The sequence below is a fragment of the Saccharopolyspora tripterygii genome (genome assembly GCF_054778355.1).
Map to the genome: position 1 here is coordinate 420061 of NZ_BAAGZP010000040.1, position 17893 is coordinate 437953.

Consider the following 17893-nt stretch of genomic DNA (forward strand, 5'->3'; position numbering starts at 1 on the left):
GCGCCGCGGAGCGGCTCCGACGCGCCCGCGGCGACCTGAGCTCTGGTTGCGTACTACAGGTAGCGGTAGACGTCCTCCAAGGACAGTCCGCGACCCAGCATGATGACCTGCAGCCGGTAGAGCAGCTGCGAGATCTCCTCGGCGAGTTCCTCGTCGGACTCGTGCTCGGCGGCGAGCCAGACCTCTCCGGCCTCTTCCAGGACCTTCTTGCCCTGGGCGTGCACACCGGACTCGAGCGCGGCCACCGTCGAGGAACCCTCTGGGCGGGTCCGGGCACGTTCCTGCAGCTCGGCGAACAACTCGTCGAAGGTCTTCACGTTCTCGATCCTTGCATCCGTCCTGGGCGGGTTCACATCGGACCCGTCCGTTTGCGGGCTCGATCACGGCCGATCAGCGGAAGCCGGTGGTGGCTTCCAAGACCGCGCCGAGCGTGTCCTTGATCATCGCGAGCGCCGCTCCTCGCGGACTGGAGCGCCCGCCGGAGACGGTGATCTCCCCGGCGTCGCCGCAGTCGTAGCGCACGGCCTTGTCCGGGCCGCGCAGCGCCCCCAGCGACGAGCCCTCCGGCTCCGCTGACAGCACCACCCGCACCACCCCGGGCTCGTCGCGCACCGCCCTCGCCACCTGCCGCAAGCGATGACCTGCTGGGACAGCGGGCAGCGGAGTCGCGATCGGCTCGGCCTCCACCCGGGTCCCCGCCGGGTCCCAACCCCACAGCAGCGCGCTGATCAGCCGGAACTTGGTCGCGGCGTCGGCACCGGAGAGGTCGCTGCTCGGATCGGCTTCGGCGATGCCTGCGCGCTGCGCATCGGCCACGGCCTGCGCAGGCTCAACACCGTCGGCGAGGCGGTCGAGGACGAACGTGGCGGTGCCGTTGACGCAACCGGACACCTCGGGCACGTCGAAGCCGCGCAGCACCGACCGGGCGAGGTCGCCCGCGGGCATCGCGGCGCCGGTGGCGCCCGAGATCCGCACGGACCGCCCGGCGGCCTCGGCCGCTGCGTCCAGCTCGTTCCAGTGCGTGAGCAGGTGCGACTTGGTCGCGGTGACCACGTGCGCGCCCGCGCGCAGCGCCTGCAGCGCTTCGCGCGCCGCACGCGGGTCGCCGTCGGAGGGCACTGCCTGCGCGAACACGCGCGCGCCGGTCCGCTCCAGGAGCTCGGGCAGGTCGGTGAGCGACTCCCACTCCCCTGATTCCCGCTGGCGGTCCCGGCCGCGCACGGCCACAACCCGCAGGTCCAGGCCGTGCCGCCGGCCGCGTTCGGTGACGAGGCCGGCGTAGGCCCGGCCGACCGGCCCGCAGCCGGCGAGCACGATCGGCAGCGGGTCGGTCACGCCGCCGGGGCGAGCAGATCGCCCAGCGCGGCGAAGTCGACGTCGGTGAGCGAATGGCGCAGCGTCCGCCGGGGGCCGTCCTCCAGCGGCACCTCGCACGGGATCGCCAGCACCGCGCAGCCGGCGGCCTCGGCGGAGGCGACGCCGGTGGGCGAGTCCTCGACGGCGACGCAGTCGGCGGGGTCCACGCCGAGCAGGCGGGCGGCCTTGAGGTACGGCTCGGGGTCGGGCTTGTTCTTGCCGTCGACCTCGTCACCGCAGACCGTGACGTCGAAGGAGTCGTGGCCGAGGGTGTCCAGAGCCATGTCGGTGAGCGGCCGGATCGTGGAGGTCACCAGCGCGGTCGGCAGACCCAGCTCCTTGGTGCGGCGCAGCGCTTCCTCGGCGCCCGGACGCCAGGGCAGACCCTCGCCGAACAGGCGGGTCATGCGGCGCGCGACCCAGCTGGCGGCGCCCGCGATCTCCGACGGCCCCTCGGGCAGTCCGAGGTCGACCAGCAGGAGGCGCATGCTGCGGGTCATGTTGGAACCGACCATGTCCTCGCGCACCTGCGGCGAGAGGCTGCCGCCCCGATGCGCCGCGTAGTCGTCGAGTGCGATGGTCCACAACTTCTCGGAATCGACGAGCGTGCCGTCCATGTCGAACAGCACGGCGGCGGGCTGGGCCACGCGCAACACTCCGTTCACAGCGGTAGAGGGTTCCGCCACCAGTACACACGACTCTCTGTACCGATTCCTACCCAACGTGTCCGAAGACTCCTCAGATGACGCCGCGGTGTTGCAGGTAGCGGAACATGAGGATGCCCGGTAGGACCGGGATCCAGTAGGTGAGCAGCCGTGACAGCAGCACGGCGGCCACGGCTTCGGTCGGCGGCACGCCCATCGCGCCGAGCCCGGCGAGCAGGACGGCTTCGACCGCACCAAGCCCGCCCGGTGAGGGCACCAGGTGGCCGAGGGTGTTGCCGACGACGAACACGATGGTCACCGCGATCCAGGAGAAGTGCGGGTGCAGCGCGGCCAGCGACGTCGCCAGCCCCAGCCCGGAGACCACCAGGTATCCCAGAGCTCCCCCGAAGAGCTGCAGCGCTCGCACCGGGTGCCGCAGGGTGTCCACCAGTTCCCGGCCGACCTCACGCACCGAGGGCATCAACCGGCGACGGCCCGGTGGCGAGAGCAGCACCACGACGGCGACCACCACCAGCGCCGCGACGGCGACGATCAGCTGCCAGCCGGGCAGCGACAGGTTGGTGAAGGTGCCGGAGAGGCCGACGGCGAAGACGCCGACCACCGAGACCACGAACGCCACGGCTCCGGTGCCCGCCTGGTTGAGCAGCGTCACCCCCACCGCGAGCGGCCTGCGCAGACCGAGCCGCTCCAGGTAGACGACGTTGATGCCGAAGAACCCGGCACCGCCCGGTGTGGTGCGCCCGGTGAACCCGGCGGCGATCTGCACCTGCAGGGTCTGCCAGAACGGCAGCGGGATACGGCTGGAGCCCTGCACCGAGATCGACGACAGCAGGATCGCGACGAACCCGGTCACGACCGCCACCGCCAGCCAGCCCCAGTGGGCGTGCCGCAGCGCCCCGAGCACGTCGCGCGTGTTGGACAGCTCCGGGATCAGGAGGTAGACGGCGGCGCCGACGAGCAGCAGGCTCAGCACGGTGGTCGGGCGCACGGGCGAGCGGAACCCCGGGATCGGCAGGCCGAGCCGGTCGGCGAGGGTCTCGCGCAGTTCCGCCAGGAAGTACCGGCCGCGTTGGGCCTGCGCCCGGATTCGGCGCGGCAGCGCCAGCGGCACCAGGCTGCCCAGCGCGGCCGACAGCGATTCGACCGGCAGCGCGGAGATCGCGCTGCTCACGGCCCGCTCCACGCCGACGAGCGCGGCAACCGACACCAGCGCTTCGGCCAGGTCCTGCGCGCACCGCGCGTCGTCGGCACCCGGGTGGCTGAAGGTGAACGACAGCAGCCAGGTCCTACCCTGCTCGTCCACCAGGACGTTCTTGGCCCGCAGGTCGTGGTGGGCGATGCGCGCGTTCGCCAGCAGCGCGACCTGCTCCCAGATGTCCGCCAGCAGCTCCTCGTCGATCTCCTCCGGCCGCAGTTCGGTCAGCCGCCGCCCGCTGACCTCCCGCACCACCAGCAGGGCGGGCGCGTAGGCGACGTCGCAGGCCAGCACGACTTCGGGGGTCCGCACCCCTGCGCGGGAGGCCAGCAGGGTCGCGTAGGCCTCGTGCTCGACCTCGTGGTGCGGCGTCGACAGGCTCGGCTCGTCCTGCACGTCGAGCAGCATGAGCAGCCGCTTGAACTTGTACCAGCCGCCCGCGCGGCGGCTGAGCCTGCGCACGACCTTCACCCGCAGCGGCGGCCCGTCCACCGTGTCCACGGCGAACTCGCGCGGTTGCAGCAGCCGGTGCCGGAGCGCGGTGATCGCCACCGGCGCGAGCCCTGCCTGCTCCAGCTCGTCGAAGATGAGCAGCTGCGAGACCTTCCTGCCGGGTGCGCCCCACGCGACGTGGCACAGCAGCCCGACGCCCCACCCCAGCAGCGCCCCTCCGACCGCGCCCAGCGGCAGGTCCAGGTTCAGGTGCACCACCGCGATGCCGGTCAGCAGGACCACGCCCCACCCGAGGTAGCGCGCGACCCGGCCGACGTAGGGGGTGGCGACGACGGCCAGCACGGTCACCACCGCGACCTCCTCCGACGGGAAGGACCGGCCCAGCAGCTGGTGCATGAGCATCGCGATGCACCAGGTCAGCGCCCCGGAGCCGCCGCACAGCAGCGCCACCCTGATCCAGCCCAGGTAGGAGGTCACGACCACGACGCCGACGATCCCGGCCCACGACCCGACCCAGGTCAACACCACCCAGAAGGGATCGGCGACGCGGGAGAGAGCGATCAGCTGTTGGTGAACAGCGAGCTCCACCGGGTTCGCCGGGATCAGCGCCAGCAACGCCCCCAGCACCAGCAGCCCGGCGACCAGGCCTAGTTTGCCCAGGTCACCGGGGTGACGTCCGATCGACAACCGCAGCCGCGAACGTGGGGAAACACCTGTTCTCCCACTCGGCGCTGAAGGACTCCGCTCCACAGGCACCTGCTCCGCACAGACTGTCAACCCAGCCTCGGACTCCGGGACAACGCCGTCAAACCGACCTCGCCGCCGGGCCCCTGCCGAGGAGAAACCGCACCGCAACCGGGGTTTCAGAGACAGCCCGGGACCGCGTGCGGGCGGGCCGCCGACGGGCCTGCGAGGGGCTTCGCCACGTGATCATGAATTACCCGAGGGAGTAGCGCTGGGGGATGGCTTAGGTCGTAGGCTTGCGCGGTGACCGATCGCGAACAGACACCCGAACCGAACGCCGACCTGCCGCGGTTGACGGACCCGATCGTGGTCTGCGCGTTCGAAGGATGGAATGACGCCGGGGACGCAGCCAGCTCCGCGATCGAGCACCTGCAGCTCATCTGGGACGCCGAGTCCCTCAGCGAGATCGACCCCGACCCGTACTACGACTTCCAGGTCACCCGTCCGACCGTCAAGCTCGTCGACGGCGTCACCCGGCAGGTCACCTGGCCGACCACCCGCTTGACCGTCTGCCGCCCGCCCGGCGCGGAGCACGACGTGATCCTCGTGCACGGCATCGAGCCGAACATGCGCTGGCAGGCGTTCTCCAGCGAGCTCGTGGAGCGGATCGAGAAGCTCGGCGCGCGCACCGTGGTGACCTTGGGGGCCTTGCTGGCGGACGCCCCGCACACGCGCCCGGTCCCGGTCAGCGGGACGGCCTACGACGCCGATTCGGCGGAGACGTTCGGTCTGGAGCGCACCCGCTACGAGGGCCCGACCGGGATAGTCGGGATCTTCCAGGACGCCTGCGTGCAGGCGGGCATCCCGGCGATCTCGTTCTGGGCGGCGGTACCGCACTACGTCTCGCAGCCGCCCTCGCCGAAGGCGACGCTGGCGCTGCTGCACCGCGTCGAGGAGGCCTTGGACGTGGAGGTGCCGCTGGGCAACCTCCCCGACCAGGCCGAGGAGTGGGAGGAGACGGTCAGCGAGATGGCCGAGGAGGACGAGGACGTGCGCAACTACGTCCGCGCCCTCGAGGAGCGCGGCGACGCGGAGGTCCGGCTGACCGAGGCCAGCGGCGACGCGATCGCCGCCGAGTTCGAGCGCTACCTGCGCCGCCGCGGGCCGGGCGGCAAGGGCCCGCTGGGCCCCGGTCCCGGCTGAGCACCTGATCCACGAGCGGCCGAGGCGCGATGGCTGATCGCGCCTCGGCCGTTGCTCGTCAGGCCGCGCACTCCGCGATGAAGGCCCCCGCGGCGTCCGGGTCGAGGAACCACGACGTCAGGTCATCGGGGTTGGCGAAGCCGTCGGCGAACCGCTCGCCGACCGCGGGCAGCTGCCCGGCGGCGCCGAAGATCTCCAGCACGTGCGGGGGCGGCGGCTGCAGGGCAGCGTTCGCCCACATCGTGATGTGCTGGGCGAAGTCCCAGTAGCGGTCGAAGGTGCGCTGCATCCAGTCCCAGTCGAACGGACCGCCGGCGCGTTCGAGGATGCTCTCCAGGTAGATCTGGGCGCCCTGGCACGCGGCGTTGGAGCCCTGCCCGGTGACCGGGTCGTTGAGCACCACGCTGTCCCCCAGGCCGAGCACCAGGCGTCCGGAGGGCAGCTGCCCGATCGGCTTCTTCACCGTCGGGGTCACCGCGCCGACCAGGGTCGCGCCCTCGTCGGTGAGCTCGGCTTCGGCGAACCGGTCGAACTCCCACGGGCAGTGCTCGCGCAGCAGGCCGAGCATCCGCTCCCACTGCTGCTGCGGCGCGGGCCGGTCGCCGAAGGCGTCCAGCGGGCCGCCGGGAACACCTTCCAGCAGCACGATCTCGCAGGTGCCGTCGACCGTCTCCGCGGGGAAGCTGATGACCTCGCCGAGGCCGGCGAGCGCGCTGAAGTGAGCCGCGGACGAGTCCGCCGAGTCGGTTCCGCTCCGGGTGCCCCGCACGTAGGCGACCGCGAGCGCGCGCTGCGGTTCGGCGTAGGGCGAGCGCTGCGGGTCGCGTTCGAACAGCGCGGCGAGCTCTCCCCCGCCCGCGGCTACCACCACGAGGTCGTGGTCGCCCGCCATCTCGTCCAGTTCGGACACCGTCAGCGCGCGGTGGTCGACCTTGCCGCCGCGTTCGGCGAACAACTCCAACCAGGCGGCGAACTTGACGCGCTGGTCGACCGACAGCGCGTATCCCTTCAGCGGCGCGAGCCAGTCGACGGCCCGTTGCCCGTCGGGACCCGCGACCGACATGCGCAGCCCGGTGAGCCTCGGGGCCGTGTCGTTCCAGAGCGAGAGTCCGTGCCGCCGTTCGATCTCCAGCGCCCGGTAGTACATGGTCTGCGTCGACATGACGCCTCCGCCGCGGATCTCCTCCGGCGTCCGCGCCGAGACCAACGTGACGTCGTAGTCCTGCGCCTGCAACGTGAGAGCCAGCTGCAGGCCCGACTGCCCGGCACCGACGATCAGGACTCTCCGCATTTCCCCGTCACCTCTCGACCATCCGCAGATTCGCGTTGCGGGGCGCGGGGCGGCCTTTCGGATCGGCACCATCGCTCCCCGTGACTACGCGATGATCAAACCAAACCCGTTCGGACCTGTCGATGGACGGCGGATCTCGTTTCGGCGGAGCCGAGATCAACCCGCAGTTGCCGTTTTTGCCAGATGCGATGGGAAAAGAGTGACCGGTGAGTCCATTGCGGACTCACCGGTCAGCTTCGCAGTGCTTCGTTCAGAGCTCGACGCCGAGCAGAGCGTCCACCGCCGCGCGGACCTGAGCCGGCGCACCGCCCTCGCCGCCGCCGGAGACCAGCGCCGACTCCACCCAGGCGTCGACCGCGCGCAGCGCACCCGAAGCGTCCAGGTCGTTCGACAACGCCTCGCGGAGCCCGGCGATGGCCTCCGCGGCCGGAGGGCCGGAGTTCAGCGCGACGGCCTCCCGCCACCGTGCCAGCCGGGCGCTGCCCGCGGTGAGCGCATCGGCGGTCCAGGAGCGGTCCTGGCGGTAGTGCCCGTCCAGCAGCGCCAGTCGGATCGCCATCGGGTCCACCCGGTCACCGCGCAACCGCGAGACGAACACGAGGTTCCCGCGCGACTTGGACATCTTCTCGCCGTCCAGCCCGATCATGCCGGAGTGCACGTAGTGCTTGGCGAACGGGAAATCGCCCGAGAGCGCTTCGGCGTGCGCGGCGCTGAACTCGTGGTGCGGGAAGATCAGGTCCGAACCGCCGCCCTGGACGTCGAACCCGAGCCCGAGCTTGTTCAGCGCGATGACCGAGCACTCCAGGTGCCAGCCGGGACGACCGGCGCCCAGCTCCGATTCCCAGGACGGCTCGCCGGGCCGGGCCATCCGCCACAGCAGGGCGTCCAGCGGGTGCTCCTTGCCCTGCCGGTCCGGGTCTCCCCCGCGCTCGGCGAAGAAGGTGTTCATGGTGGCTTCGTCGTAGTTCGACTCGGAACCGAACCGGCCGGTGGCCTGGTGCCGGAAGTAGACGTCGGGGTACTCGCTGTCGTCGGCCCGGTAGGCGGCGCCGGAGGCCAGCAGCTTCTCGACCGCCTCGACGATCTCCGGGATCGACTCGACCGCGCCGATGAAGTCGCCGGGCGGCAGGACCCGCAGCGCCTCCATGTCCTCCCGGAACAGCGCGGTCTCGCGCATCGCGAGGACCACCCAGTCCTCGTTGTCCCGCTCGGCCCGCTCCAGCAGCGGGTCGTCGATGTCGGTGACGTTCTGCACGTAGTGGACCTGGTGACCGTTGTCCAACCACACCCGGTGGATCAGGTCGAACGCGAGGTACGTCGCGGCGTGACCGAGGTGGGTGGCGTCGTACGGGGTGATGCCGCAGACGTACATCCGCGCCTCGGGCCCGGGTTCGGTGGGCCTGACCTCACCGGCCGCGGTGTCGAACAGCTGGAGTGGACGTGGGGTGCCTTCCACCTTGGGGACGGAAACCGATGACCAGGGTTGCATGCATCCGACCTTAAACGTCCGGGCAGAGGTGCCGCCGCCATCTGGACCATCGCCCGTGTCACATGCTGGGACACCCGCGGTCGCAGATCTTTTCCGCAGATACCCGCATTTGGTTTCCTAATTTCCGGTTACGGCAATTCACGACGAACTGTAACGATTCTTCGGTTCCTTTTCGGACACTTCCCGCACGCCACCCCGAGAGTGGGTCTATCTTTTCCTGAGAACGCCGAGTTTCCAGGTCAACCGTGCAACACGAGCCACACAAGGCACTGCGGAACACAAACGCGACAAACGAGATCGACGATTTTCGCCGAGCTGCAACGCTGGAGGCGATCGGTGAGTTCGGTACGCGTGGAACGGCTGTACAAAATCTTCGGGCCACAACCGGCGGAGAAGGTTCGGCTCCTCGAGGAGGGGGCCGATCCGGCGGACCTCGTGGCCGGAGGGGCGACCGCCGCCGTCGTGGACGCCACCTTCACCGTCTCGGAGGGCGAGACGTTCGTGGTGATGGGCCTTTCCGGGTCCGGGAAGTCGACCCTCATCCGCATGCTCAACGGGTTGCTGGCACCCACCGCCGGCGAGGTCTTCGTCGACGACGTCGACGTCACCGCGATGAGCGCCCGTGAGCTCCGCTCCATGCGGCAGCAGAAGATGAGCATGGTCTTCCAGCACTTCGCGTTGTTCCCGCACCGCACGGTGCTCGACAACGCCGGTTACGGGTTGCACGTGCGCGGCACCGACGAAGGCGAGATCTCCGAACGCGCGAACGAGGCCCTGCGGCTGGTCGGGCTGGAGGGCTGGGAGCAGCGCTATCCGCAGCAGCTCTCCGGCGGGATGCGCCAGCGCGTCGGCCTGGCCCGCGCGCTGGCCGCGGGGACCGACGTGCTGCTGATGGACGAGGCGTTCAGCGCCCTGGACCCGCTGATCAAGCGCGAGATGCAGGACCAGCTGCTGGAGCTCAACGCGCAGCTGGGCAAGGCCATCATCTTCATCACCCACGACCTCAACGAGGCGATGCGCCTCGGGGACCGGATCGCGGTGATGCGCGCGGGCCGGATCGTGCAGATCGGCACCGCCGAGGAGATCCTGCGGGAGCCCGCCGACGACTACGTGGCCGAGTTCGTCCAGGACGTCGACCGCAGCCGGGTGCTCACCGCGGCGGCCATCGCCGACCCGCACGCCGAACCCGCCGACGGGGTCGCACCGGTGCCCGGCTCGACCCCGTTGAAGGACCTGTTCGCGCTGATGAGCGACCGGGCCGAACCGCGACCGGTGGTCGACGAGCAGAAGCGGGTGCTGGGAGTGATCACCCCCGCCGCGTTGTTCGCGGCGCTGAGCCACCGGGAGGCGACCTCCGATGCTTGATCCGGTCCTGCTCACCCAGCTGCCCCGGGTGCCGATCGGCGACGCGTTCCAGACCGTCGTGGAGTGGTTGAACAACAGCATCGGCCCGGTGTTCGACTTCATCGAGCTCGTGGTCAGCGGTGCGGTCGCCGGTCTGACCGCCGCGCTGACCTGGCTGCCGGACCTGGTCATGGTGCTGGTGTTCACCGCGTTGGCCTGGTGGTTGCGCAGCTGGCGCTTCGCGCTGTTCAGCCTGATCGGCTTCGGGCTGATCGCCAGCATCGAGGAGTTCGGTCCTGCGATGGAGACCTTGGGGCTCGTGCTGGTCTCCAGCGTGCTGGCGGTGCTGATCGGCATCCCCCTGGGCGTGCTGGCCGCGCGCAACCAGCACGTCAGCCGCGTCGTGCGGCCGGTGCTGGACCTGATGCAGACCTTGCCCGCGTTCGTGTACCTGGTGCCTGTCATCGTCTTCTTCAACATCGGCGTCGTTCCCGGAGTGGTGGCGACGGTGATCTTCTCGCTGCCCCCGGGCGTGCGGCTCACCGAGCTCGGCATCCGCCAGGTCGACGGCGAGGTCGTCGAGGCCGGTGAGGCGTTCGGCGCGCGGACCGGGCAGATCCTCACCGGGATCCAGCTGCCGCTGGCGATGCCGTCGATCATGGCCGGCATCAACCAGGTGATCATGCTCTCGCTGTCGATGGTGGTCATCGCGGGCATGGTCGGCGCCCCCGGGCTGGGCACCAACATCTACGAGGCGGTCACCCGGGTCCAGCTGGGCCAGGGGTTCGAGGCCGGCCTGTCGGTGGTGATCCTCGCCGTCTACCTGGACCGGATCACCGCAGTGCTGTCGGACCGCTCGCCGGTCGCGCGAGCGGAGCGCAAGGCGGCCAAGACCGGTTGACCCGGCCTTGACCAGAAGGGCGGATGATGATGTCGCACAGCAGATCCACACGTCTCCTGGCGCTGTTGGCCGCTCTGGCGGCGACGCTGTCGATGGCAGCCGGCTGCGGCGGGAGAGAGGCTCAGACGGGTCAGGAAGCCAAGCAGATCAACATCGGGTACATCGCGTGGGACGAGGACATCGCGGTCACCTACCTGTACAAGGAGCTCCTCGAGCGCCGCGGCTACAAGGTGAACGCGACCGAGCTCGAAGCGGGGCCGATCTACGCCGGTCTCGCGCAGGGGAACCCGGACCTGTTCCTGGACGCCTGGTTGCCGGAGACCCACGCCGACTACTGGCAACAGTACGGTCCGAAGTTGGAGGACCTGGGCGTCTGGTACGACCAGGCCACCCTGAACATCGCCGTGCCCCAGTACATGACCGACGTCAACACCATCGCCGACCTCAAGGGGCGCGGCGCCGAGTTCGGCGGGGTCATCACCGGCATCGACCCGGGTGCGGGCCTGAGCCGGACCACCAAGGACAAGGCGATCCCGGCGTACGGGCTGCAGAACGAGTTCCAGCTGCAGACCTCGTCGACCACCGCGATGCTCGCCGCGCTGCAGAAGGCCACCACGGAGCAGAAGCCGATCGTGGTCACGCTGTGGCACCCGCACTGGGCCTACGCCCGGTTCCGCATCAAGGATCTGCAGGACCCGATGGGTGCGATGGGTGCGGCGGAGCAGATTCACGCCGTCGGCCGCCAGAACTTCAGCAAGGACTTCCCCGAGGTCACCGAGATGGTGAAGAGGTTCCGGCTGAACGACCAGCAGCTGGCAGGCCTGGAGAACGAGATCAACAGCGCCCCGAAGGGCCAGGAGCAGGCGGCGGCCAAGAAGTGGGCCGACGCCAACCCGGAGATCATCAACTCCTTCGCCGGATGACGCGGAAGAGCGTGGTCGGTGGGAATTTCCCACTGACCACTCCCGGGACCCCGGCCGGTCGGGGCTCCGTAATCTGGGTCGGTGCCCAGCACCTACCTGCTGCCGGTCAAGTCGGCCGCACTCGTGTTCCCGCTGCTCGCCCTGCTGCTGTACCTGCCCGCCGCGGTGATCACCTATCGCAGGCACGGGATCATGTCGAGCTGGCGAACGCTGTCCTCGTACAGCTTCCTGTTCTACGGGCTGACCGCGTTCTGCATGACCTTGGTGCCGCTGCCCGGTCCGTCGGTGGACGTGTGCGCGGCGTACCCGAGCATGGCCGAGCCGCAGCTGACGTTGGGCAACACCGTCGCCGACATCCGCAAGGAGGCCGGTGGCGCAACGGGTTTCGGTGCGCTGGTGCTGCACAACTCCGCCGTGAGGGACGCGCTGCTGAACCTCCTGCTGCTGGTGCCGCTCGGCGTGTACCTCAGGTACCACTTCCGCCGCGGTCTCGCGTTCACCGCCGCAGCCGGGCTGGGATCCTCGCTGTTCTTCGAAATAACGCAGGTGACCGGCGTTTTCGGTCTCTACGAGTGCCCGTACCGGTTGTTCGACGTGGACGACCTGGTCATCAACACCTCGGGCGCGGTGGTGGGCTGGTTGCTGGCGGGCGGCATCACCCGGCGGCTGCCCGCGCTGGAGGCGCTCGACGACGCCGCACTGGCCCGCCAGGAGGTCCCGTTGGGCAGGCGCCTCACCGCGCTGCTGGTGGATCTGCTCGTCCTGCCGTGGGTGGTGCTCGCGGTGATGCTCGGCTGCGTGGTGCTGCTCGGGCTGGGCCGGGAGAGCTGGTGGCTCGGGCCGATCGGTGGAGCCCTGGTCCAGTTCGTCGTGTTCCCGCTGGCCTTCCGCGCCACACCGGGCAAGCGCCTGCTCCTGCTGGAGCTCACCGGTCCGGGCGGTGAACGCCCCTCGGCCGGCCGGTTGCTGGCGCGGGCGGTGCTGCTGATCGCACCCGTCCTGCCGTTGGCGGTGATCGCGCTGTTCGCGGTGATGCTGGCGGTCGACTCGCCCTCGACCACCGCGCACCGGACGATCGCAATCCTGGAGTGGCTTCCGGAGGCGGCGAACCGACCGGCGCGGCTGGTCGGCGCGCTGCGGGACTACCTCGCCCCGGCACTGGTGGGCACCTTCCTGGTCGGCCTCGGGTTGAGCGCGTCCGGCGCGTTCCTGTTCACCCTGTTGAGGCACCCGGAGCGTCTCGGCGTGCACGAAACGTCAACGGGCGTCCGCAACCGAGCCCTGCCGCACCACCGCGCCAGGGCCGAGCGGACCGATCCGGAGACCGCCGAAACCGCCTCCTGACCGGGCGTTCGGCGACGTACACGGATGAAATGCGGCGAATCGACGCGCCTTTCACGACGACCACCTGATCGTGTGGCCGCTATTCGCTCGCATTTTCGAACCGCGGCGTGCACCATTGACACATGCGTTCGAGAGCGATGACGAAGCCCAGGACCACCCGCGACGCGATCCGGCACCTCGCCCCACGACGAGAAGACCGCGAACCCGAGCCATCCCGACCACGACCAGCTGATGCAGCCGATGACCTGATGATCGGCCGACCCCTCATGCCCTTGTGGCGCTTGTTCTTTGACAACTCCAGAGTGGGAACACCAGCGGGCCGCTCAACGACGGCGCTTGGTGCGGAGGTAGTCGCCGACCACCGCCGCACCGAGCCCGTCGGAATCCGGGGCGAGGACCCGGCCTCCGCCGCGCCTGGCGACGACGTCGACGAACGCGGCGAGGCTGGGGTCCTCCCCGAGCATGAACACGCTCAGCGTGGTGCCCAGCCGCCGCAGAGCGTCCACTTCGGACAGCGTGACGCTCAGCGCGTGCGGGCTCGGCGGGTACTGGAAGACCGCTTCCCCGTCGGGTTCCAGGTGAGCGGTCGGCTCACCGTCGGTGACCACGAGCACGACCGGCTGCGCGTCGGCGTGGCGGCGCAGGTGCCGCCCGGCCAGCAGCAGCGCGTGGTGCAGGTTCGTCCCCTGCTCCCACACGCCTTCCAGGGCGGCGAGCTCGCCGACGTCCACGGTGGAGGCGTACCGCCCGAAGGTCACCAGCTGCAGGGCGTCCGAGCGGAACCGCGTCGCGACCAGGTGGTGCAGCGCCAGCGCCGTGCGCTTCATCGGCACCCACCGCCCGTCCTGCACCATCGACCACGAGGTGTCCACGCACAGCACCACCGCTGAGCGCGAACGCTGCTCGGTCTCGGAAACCTCCAGGTCGGAGAGGTCGAGCACGGGCGAGTTCTCGCCCTCCGCGGCACGACGCAGCACCGAGTTCCGCACGGTGCGGACCGCGTCCCAGGGTTCGGCGTCGCCGTAGGTCCACGGTCTGCTCGTTCCGGTCAGCTCTCCCGCAGCTCCCGCGCGATCGGCGTCGCGCTCGCCCCTGCGGGTCTTGAGCTGCGAGATGACCGATTGCAGCGCGTTCTCCCCCAGCCTCCGCATCGCGCGGGGGCTCAGCCGGAGGCTGCCGTCCGGGGCGCGCTGCAGCAGGCCCTGCTCGCGCAGCTGGCGTTCGATCTCGGACAGGCGCTGGGCGTCGACCACGGCCTGCGGACCGAGCTGGCGCTGCAACGCTTCCAGGTCGATGTCCTCCAGGCTCGCGCCCGGGTAGGACTGGCCGAGCTGCTCGGCCAGCCGGTCCATCTCGCCCAGCTCGGCCATCGCCGCCGTCGCCTCGGCCAGGCCCATGGGCTGGTCGCCGCGGAACCGAGCCCGCCCCTTCCAGTCCTCGCCAGGACGCAGCCCCTGCAGCTGGCGATCGATCTGCTGCAGGGCCTGAGGGATGCGGGGGTCACCGAACGCCTGCTGGGACAACGCCATCAGCTCGTCGCGCTGCTGCTCGCTCATCGAGTTGAGCATCCGCTGCGCGGCCGCTGACCGGGCTGCCAGGGCATCGACCAGTTCGTCCACGTCGCGCGGGTTCTCCGGGAAGAACTCGCCGTGCCGGTCCATGAATTCCTCGAACCGGGACTGGACGTCATCATCGCCCCGTGCGTGCGCGGCCAGCAGGTTCGAGAGGTCGTCGAGCATCTCCCGAACCCGGTCGACGTCCTCCGGGGACGCCTGCTGCATCGCTTCCTTCATGCCCTGGAAGCGCTGTTCGAGGACCTCCGTGCCCAGCATCTGCCGGATCTCCTCGAAGGTCTCGCGGGCATCGGCGGAGCGCCAGTCGTACCCGGAGAGCTCGTTGACCTGTCCGGAGACGTCCGGCGGCAGTGCGCTCAACTGCAGTTCGCGGAACCGGGCGTCTTCGCCGCCGTCGGCCGACAGCGCCAGCCGCTCCTGTTCGAGGGCGCGCTCCAGCAACCTGCGGACTTCGGACAGGGTGCCGTCCAGGCGGTGCCTGCGCTGCATCTCGCTGCGCCGCTGCCACATCCGGCGGGTCAGCTCGTCCAGGCCCGCCGAATCGCGGGTACCGGTGCGCAGCAGTTCCTCCAGCGCCGAGCGCGGTGAAGCGCCCTCCATCACGTCCCGGCCGATCTGGTCCAGCGCGTCACGCAGGTCGACCGGTGGCTGCAGCGGGTCGGGCCCGCCGTGCCACGCGGAGTACCGGTACCGCGGACTCATCAGCTGTACACCGAGCGGTCGTCGTCGGAGTCCTTGCCCAGCCGCTGGGCGAGGTACAGGGATTCCAGTGCGAGCTCCACGGCACTGGCGATGCGCCCGGGCGGGTCTTCCGCGCGCACGCCGGCGCGTTCGGCGACCTGGTGCAGCACGGGCAGTTCCGGCAGCGCGGTGAGCACGCCCTTGCCGGTGATCTGCTCGCCGGTGGCCACCGGGTGCCCGTCCACGACGGCGTCGGCCAGCGACTGCAGTTCGAGGCCGGCGAACAACCCCCGCGAGGTGTCGGCCACGGATCTGCGCAGCAGGTACCCGAGCAGTTCGTCCTCGCGGCCCTCCTCGCCGGCCTCGAACTCGATCTTGCCGCGGAGCACGGCGGGAACGGCCGCGAGGTCGACCGGGCGCGCCACCGGAGGTTCCTCGCCCGTCAACGCGGATCGGTGCAGCGCTGCTGCGGCGACGGTTTCGGCTGCCGCGATGGCGAAGCGGGCCGAGACGCCCGAGCGCTGGTCCACGGCGCTGGACTCGCGCAGGTGGTTCACGAAGCGGGCCAGCACCTCCAGCAGGTGGTCACCGACCTCGGCAGGCAGGTCGGCTTCCTGCCGCATCAGGGAGACCTCGTCGTCGATCTCCTCCGGGTAGTGCGTGCGGATCTCGGCGCCGAAGCGGTCCTTGAGCGGGGTGATGATGCGCCCGCGGTTGGTGTAGTCCTCGGGGTTCGCGGTCGCGACCAGCAGCACGTCCAGCGGGAGCCGCAGGCTGTAACCGCGGATCTGGATGTCGCGCTCCTCCATGACGTTGAGCAACGCGACCTGGATCCGCTCCGCGAGGTCGGGGAGCTCGTTGATCGTCACTATGCCCCGGTGAGCCCGCGGTACGAGTCCATAGTGGATGGTCTCGGGGTCGCCCAGCGACCGCCCTTCGGCCACCTTGACCGGATCGACGTCGCCGACCAGGTCACCGACCGACGTGTCCGGCGTGGCCAGCTTCTCGACGTAGCGCTCGCTGCGGTGCCGCCAGGCGACCGGCAGCTCATCGCCCAGTTCAGCGGCGCGGCGCAGCGACACCGGCGTGATCGGCTGCAGCGGGTGCTCGCCGAGCTCGGAGCCCTCGATGACCGGGGTCCACTCGTCCAGCAAGGCGTGCAGACCGCGCAGCAAGCGGGTCTTTCCCTGGCCGCGCTCGCCGAGCAGCACCACGTCGTGCCCGGCGATCAAGGCGCGTTCCAGCTGCGGCAGCACCGTCCGGTCGAACCCGACGATGCCGGGCCAGAGCGCGTGCCCGGAGCGCAGCGAGGTCAGCAGGTTCTCGCGCATCTCGACCTTGATGCTGCGCGGTGCGTGGCCGCTGTTCCGCAGCTCCCCCGCCGTGCGGGGCAGCCCAGGAGGTGGGGTCGGAATCGTCACGCGTACGACGCTACTCCCGCGCAAACGTGAACGCCGCCACCGCGTCGAGGATTTCGGATGCTGGATCGGAGGAGTAGACAAGGCCTGGGAACGTCATGTCGCACGACGCAGTAGGAGGCCCTGGTGGCACTGGAAATCGAGGTGGATCCCGGTGAGGTCGGCTTCGACCCTGCCCGGTTGCAGCGGATCGATCGGCACTTCGAGGACTACGTCGCGACGGGCAAGCTGCCCGGCTGGCTCGTGCTCGTCGCTCGCCAGGGCAAGATCGCGCACCTGTCCACGCACGGCCTGCGGGACGTCGAAGCCGGCGCACCGGTGGAGACGGACACGCTGTTCCGCATCTACTCGATGACCAAGCCGATCACCTCGGTCGCGGCGATGATGCTTCTACGAAGAGGGCGCGTTCGAGCTCACCGACCCGGTCAGCGACTTCATCCCGTCGTTCGGCGACCTGCGCGTCTACACGGGCGGTCCGGCGCGCAACGTCCAGTCCCGGCCGGCCACGGAGCCGATGCGGATCTGGCACCTGCTCACCCACACCTCCGGGCTCACCTACGCCTTCAACTACCTGCACCCGCTCGACGAGCTGCACCGCCGCGCGGGATTCGAGTTCGGCATGGCGCCCGATCTCGACCTGGCGGCCTGCTGCGACGCCTGGGCCGAGATCCCGCTGCTGTTCGACCCCGGCACGCGCTGGAACTACTCGGTGGCCACCGACGTGCTGGGCCGGGTCGTGGAAGTCGCCTCCGGTCAGTCCCTCGACGAGTTCTTCCGCACCCGCATCCTGGACCCGCTGGGCATGAACGACACCGGGTTCCAGGTCGCCGACTCCGACGCCGACCGGCTGGCCTCGCTGTACTCCGCCGATGCGCGGGGCAGGGCTCGACTGCACCCCAAGCACGACCAGTTGCGCAGGACAGCGTTCGAGTCCCCGAAGGCACCGTCCGGCGGTGGCGGCCTGTTCTCCTCCGCCCGCGATTACCACCGGTTCTGCCAGATGCTGCTGCGGCGCGGTGAGCTGGACGGGGTGCGGCTGCTCGGTGGGCGCACGGTCGACTTCATGACCCGCAACCACCTGCCCGGGGGCGCGGACCTGGAAACGCTGGCCATGGGGTCCTTCTCCGAGGTCGCCAACGCGGGCAAGGGCTTCGGCCTGGGCTTCTCCGTCGTCGACGACCCACTCGCGGCCAAGGTCCTCAGCTCGAAGGGCGAGTTCGCCTGGGGCGGTCTGGCCAGCACCGCGTTCTGGGTCGACCCCGCCGAAGACCTCACGGTCCTGTTCCTGACCCAGCTGATGCCCTCCAGCACCCACCCGATCAGGCCGTACCTGCACCAGCTCGTCTACCAGGCCCTGGTGGACTGAGCGGGA

The 17893-nt window shown here is 70.2% G+C and carries 13 protein-coding genes and 1 pseudogene; 6 read left to right on the forward strand and 8 right to left on the reverse strand.

All coding sequences use genetic code 11. The features are described 5' to 3' along the window. Nucleotides 1-53: 53 nt before the first annotated feature. The 4 genes from ACYVF3_RS29330 to ACYVF3_RS29345 form a co-directional block, all read right to left on the reverse strand. Nucleotides 54-317, reverse strand: a complete 264-nt coding sequence (locus ACYVF3_RS29330) for a phosphoribosyl-ATP diphosphatase (protein WP_132622409.1) — start codon at nucleotides 315-317, stop codon at nucleotides 54-56. Nucleotides 318-390: 73 nt separating this feature from the next. Beyond that, on the reverse strand, nucleotides 391-1335 hold the full coding sequence (locus ACYVF3_RS29335; RefSeq protein ID WP_461157513.1) for a homoserine dehydrogenase: 945 nt from the start codon (nucleotides 1333-1335) through the stop codon (nucleotides 391-393). Further along, complete coding sequence (locus ACYVF3_RS29340) at nucleotides 1332-2021, reverse strand: HAD family hydrolase (protein ID WP_461157514.1); 690 nt, start codon at nucleotides 2019-2021, stop codon at nucleotides 1332-1334. Before ACYVF3_RS29340 ends, ACYVF3_RS29335 begins: the two co-directional genes overlap by 4 nt. Before the next feature lie 73 nt (nucleotides 2022-2094). Continuing rightward, nucleotides 2095-4356: a lysylphosphatidylglycerol synthase domain-containing protein gene (locus ACYVF3_RS29345; protein ID WP_461157515.1), complete on the reverse strand. Its 2262-nt coding sequence runs from the start codon at nucleotides 4354-4356 to the stop codon at nucleotides 2095-2097. A gap of 300 nt (nucleotides 4357-4656) precedes the next feature. Between ACYVF3_RS29345 and ACYVF3_RS29350 the strand changes: the two genes are divergently transcribed. Further along, nucleotides 4657-5556 (forward strand): PAC2 family protein, encoded by a 900-nt coding sequence (locus ACYVF3_RS29350; RefSeq protein WP_461157516.1) that lies wholly within the window; start codon nucleotides 4657-4659, stop codon nucleotides 5554-5556. 58 nt (nucleotides 5557-5614) lie between these two features. On the opposite strand, the gene ACYVF3_RS29355 is transcribed toward ACYVF3_RS29350, so the two are convergent. Beyond that, complete coding sequence (locus tag ACYVF3_RS29355; RefSeq protein WP_461157517.1) at nucleotides 5615-6847, reverse strand: styrene monooxygenase/indole monooxygenase family protein; 1233 nt, start codon at nucleotides 6845-6847, stop codon at nucleotides 5615-5617. A gap of 250 nt (nucleotides 6848-7097) precedes the next feature. Continuing rightward, on the reverse strand, nucleotides 7098-8336 hold the full coding sequence (mshC, locus tag ACYVF3_RS29360) for a cysteine--1-D-myo-inosityl 2-amino-2-deoxy-alpha-D-glucopyranoside ligase (RefSeq protein WP_461157518.1): 1239 nt from the start codon (nucleotides 8334-8336) through the stop codon (nucleotides 7098-7100). 336 nt (nucleotides 8337-8672) lie between these two features. Here mshC and ACYVF3_RS29365 point away from each other — a divergent pair, with 336 nt between their 5' ends. From ACYVF3_RS29365 to ACYVF3_RS29380, 4 genes are all read left to right on the forward strand, one after another. After that, nucleotides 8673-9701, forward strand: coding sequence for a quaternary amine ABC transporter ATP-binding protein (locus ACYVF3_RS29365; RefSeq protein ID WP_461157519.1), 1029 nt, complete (start codon nucleotides 8673-8675; stop codon nucleotides 9699-9701). Then, a complete protein-coding gene (locus ACYVF3_RS29370) occupies nucleotides 9694-10581 on the forward strand; it encodes an ABC transporter permease (protein ID WP_461157520.1) in 888 nt (295 codons plus the stop codon). Before ACYVF3_RS29365 ends, ACYVF3_RS29370 begins: the two co-directional genes overlap by 8 nt. A gap of 29 nt (nucleotides 10582-10610) precedes the next feature. Further along, a complete protein-coding gene (locus ACYVF3_RS29375) occupies nucleotides 10611-11504 on the forward strand; it encodes a glycine betaine ABC transporter substrate-binding protein (protein WP_461157521.1) in 894 nt (297 codons plus the stop codon). 81 nt (nucleotides 11505-11585) lie between these two features. Beyond that, nucleotides 11586-12848 carry a VanZ family protein gene (locus tag ACYVF3_RS29380; RefSeq protein WP_461157522.1) on the forward strand — a complete coding sequence of 421 codons (1263 nt, stop codon included), beginning with the start codon at nucleotides 11586-11588 and terminating at the stop codon, nucleotides 12846-12848. Nucleotides 12849-13171: 323 nt separating this feature from the next. On the opposite strand, the gene ACYVF3_RS29385 is transcribed toward ACYVF3_RS29380, so the two are convergent. Together ACYVF3_RS29385 and ACYVF3_RS29390 are read right to left on the reverse strand one after the other, a co-directional pair. Beyond that, nucleotides 13172-15124: a vWA domain-containing protein gene (locus tag ACYVF3_RS29385; protein WP_461157523.1), complete on the reverse strand. Its 1953-nt coding sequence runs from the start codon at nucleotides 15122-15124 to the stop codon at nucleotides 13172-13174. After that, nucleotides 15124-16524 (reverse strand): ATP-binding protein, encoded by a 1401-nt coding sequence (locus ACYVF3_RS29390; protein WP_461157524.1) that lies wholly within the window; start codon nucleotides 16522-16524, stop codon nucleotides 15124-15126. Before ACYVF3_RS29390 ends, ACYVF3_RS29385 begins: the two co-directional genes overlap by 1 nt. A gap of 120 nt (nucleotides 16525-16644) precedes the next feature. On the opposite strand from ACYVF3_RS29390, the pseudogene ACYVF3_RS29395 reads away from it, so the two are divergent. Continuing rightward, nucleotides 16645-17887, forward strand: a pseudogene (locus ACYVF3_RS29395) (serine hydrolase domain-containing protein). Nucleotides 17888-17893: the final 6 nt, after the last annotated feature.

Bases quoted from the DNA above. Each gene is read 5' to 3' on its own strand.
- ACYVF3_RS29355 (WP_461157517.1), bottom strand. From the start codon at position 6,847: ATGCGGAGAGTCCTGATCGTCGGTGCCGGGCAGTCGGGCCTGCAGCTG.
- mshC (WP_461157518.1), bottom strand. From the start codon at position 8,336: ATGCAACCCTGGTCATCGGTTTCCGTCCCCAAGGTGGAAGGCACCCCA.
- ACYVF3_RS29370 (WP_461157520.1), top strand. From the start codon at position 9,694: ATGCTTGATCCGGTCCTGCTCACCCAGCTGCCCCGGGTGCCGATCGGC.
- ACYVF3_RS29375 (WP_461157521.1), top strand. From the start codon at position 10,611: ATGTCGCACAGCAGATCCACACGTCTCCTGGCGCTGTTGGCCGCTCTG.
- ACYVF3_RS29385 (WP_461157523.1), bottom strand. From the start codon at position 15,124: ATGAGTCCGCGGTACCGGTACTCCGCGTGGCACGGCGGGCCCGACCCG.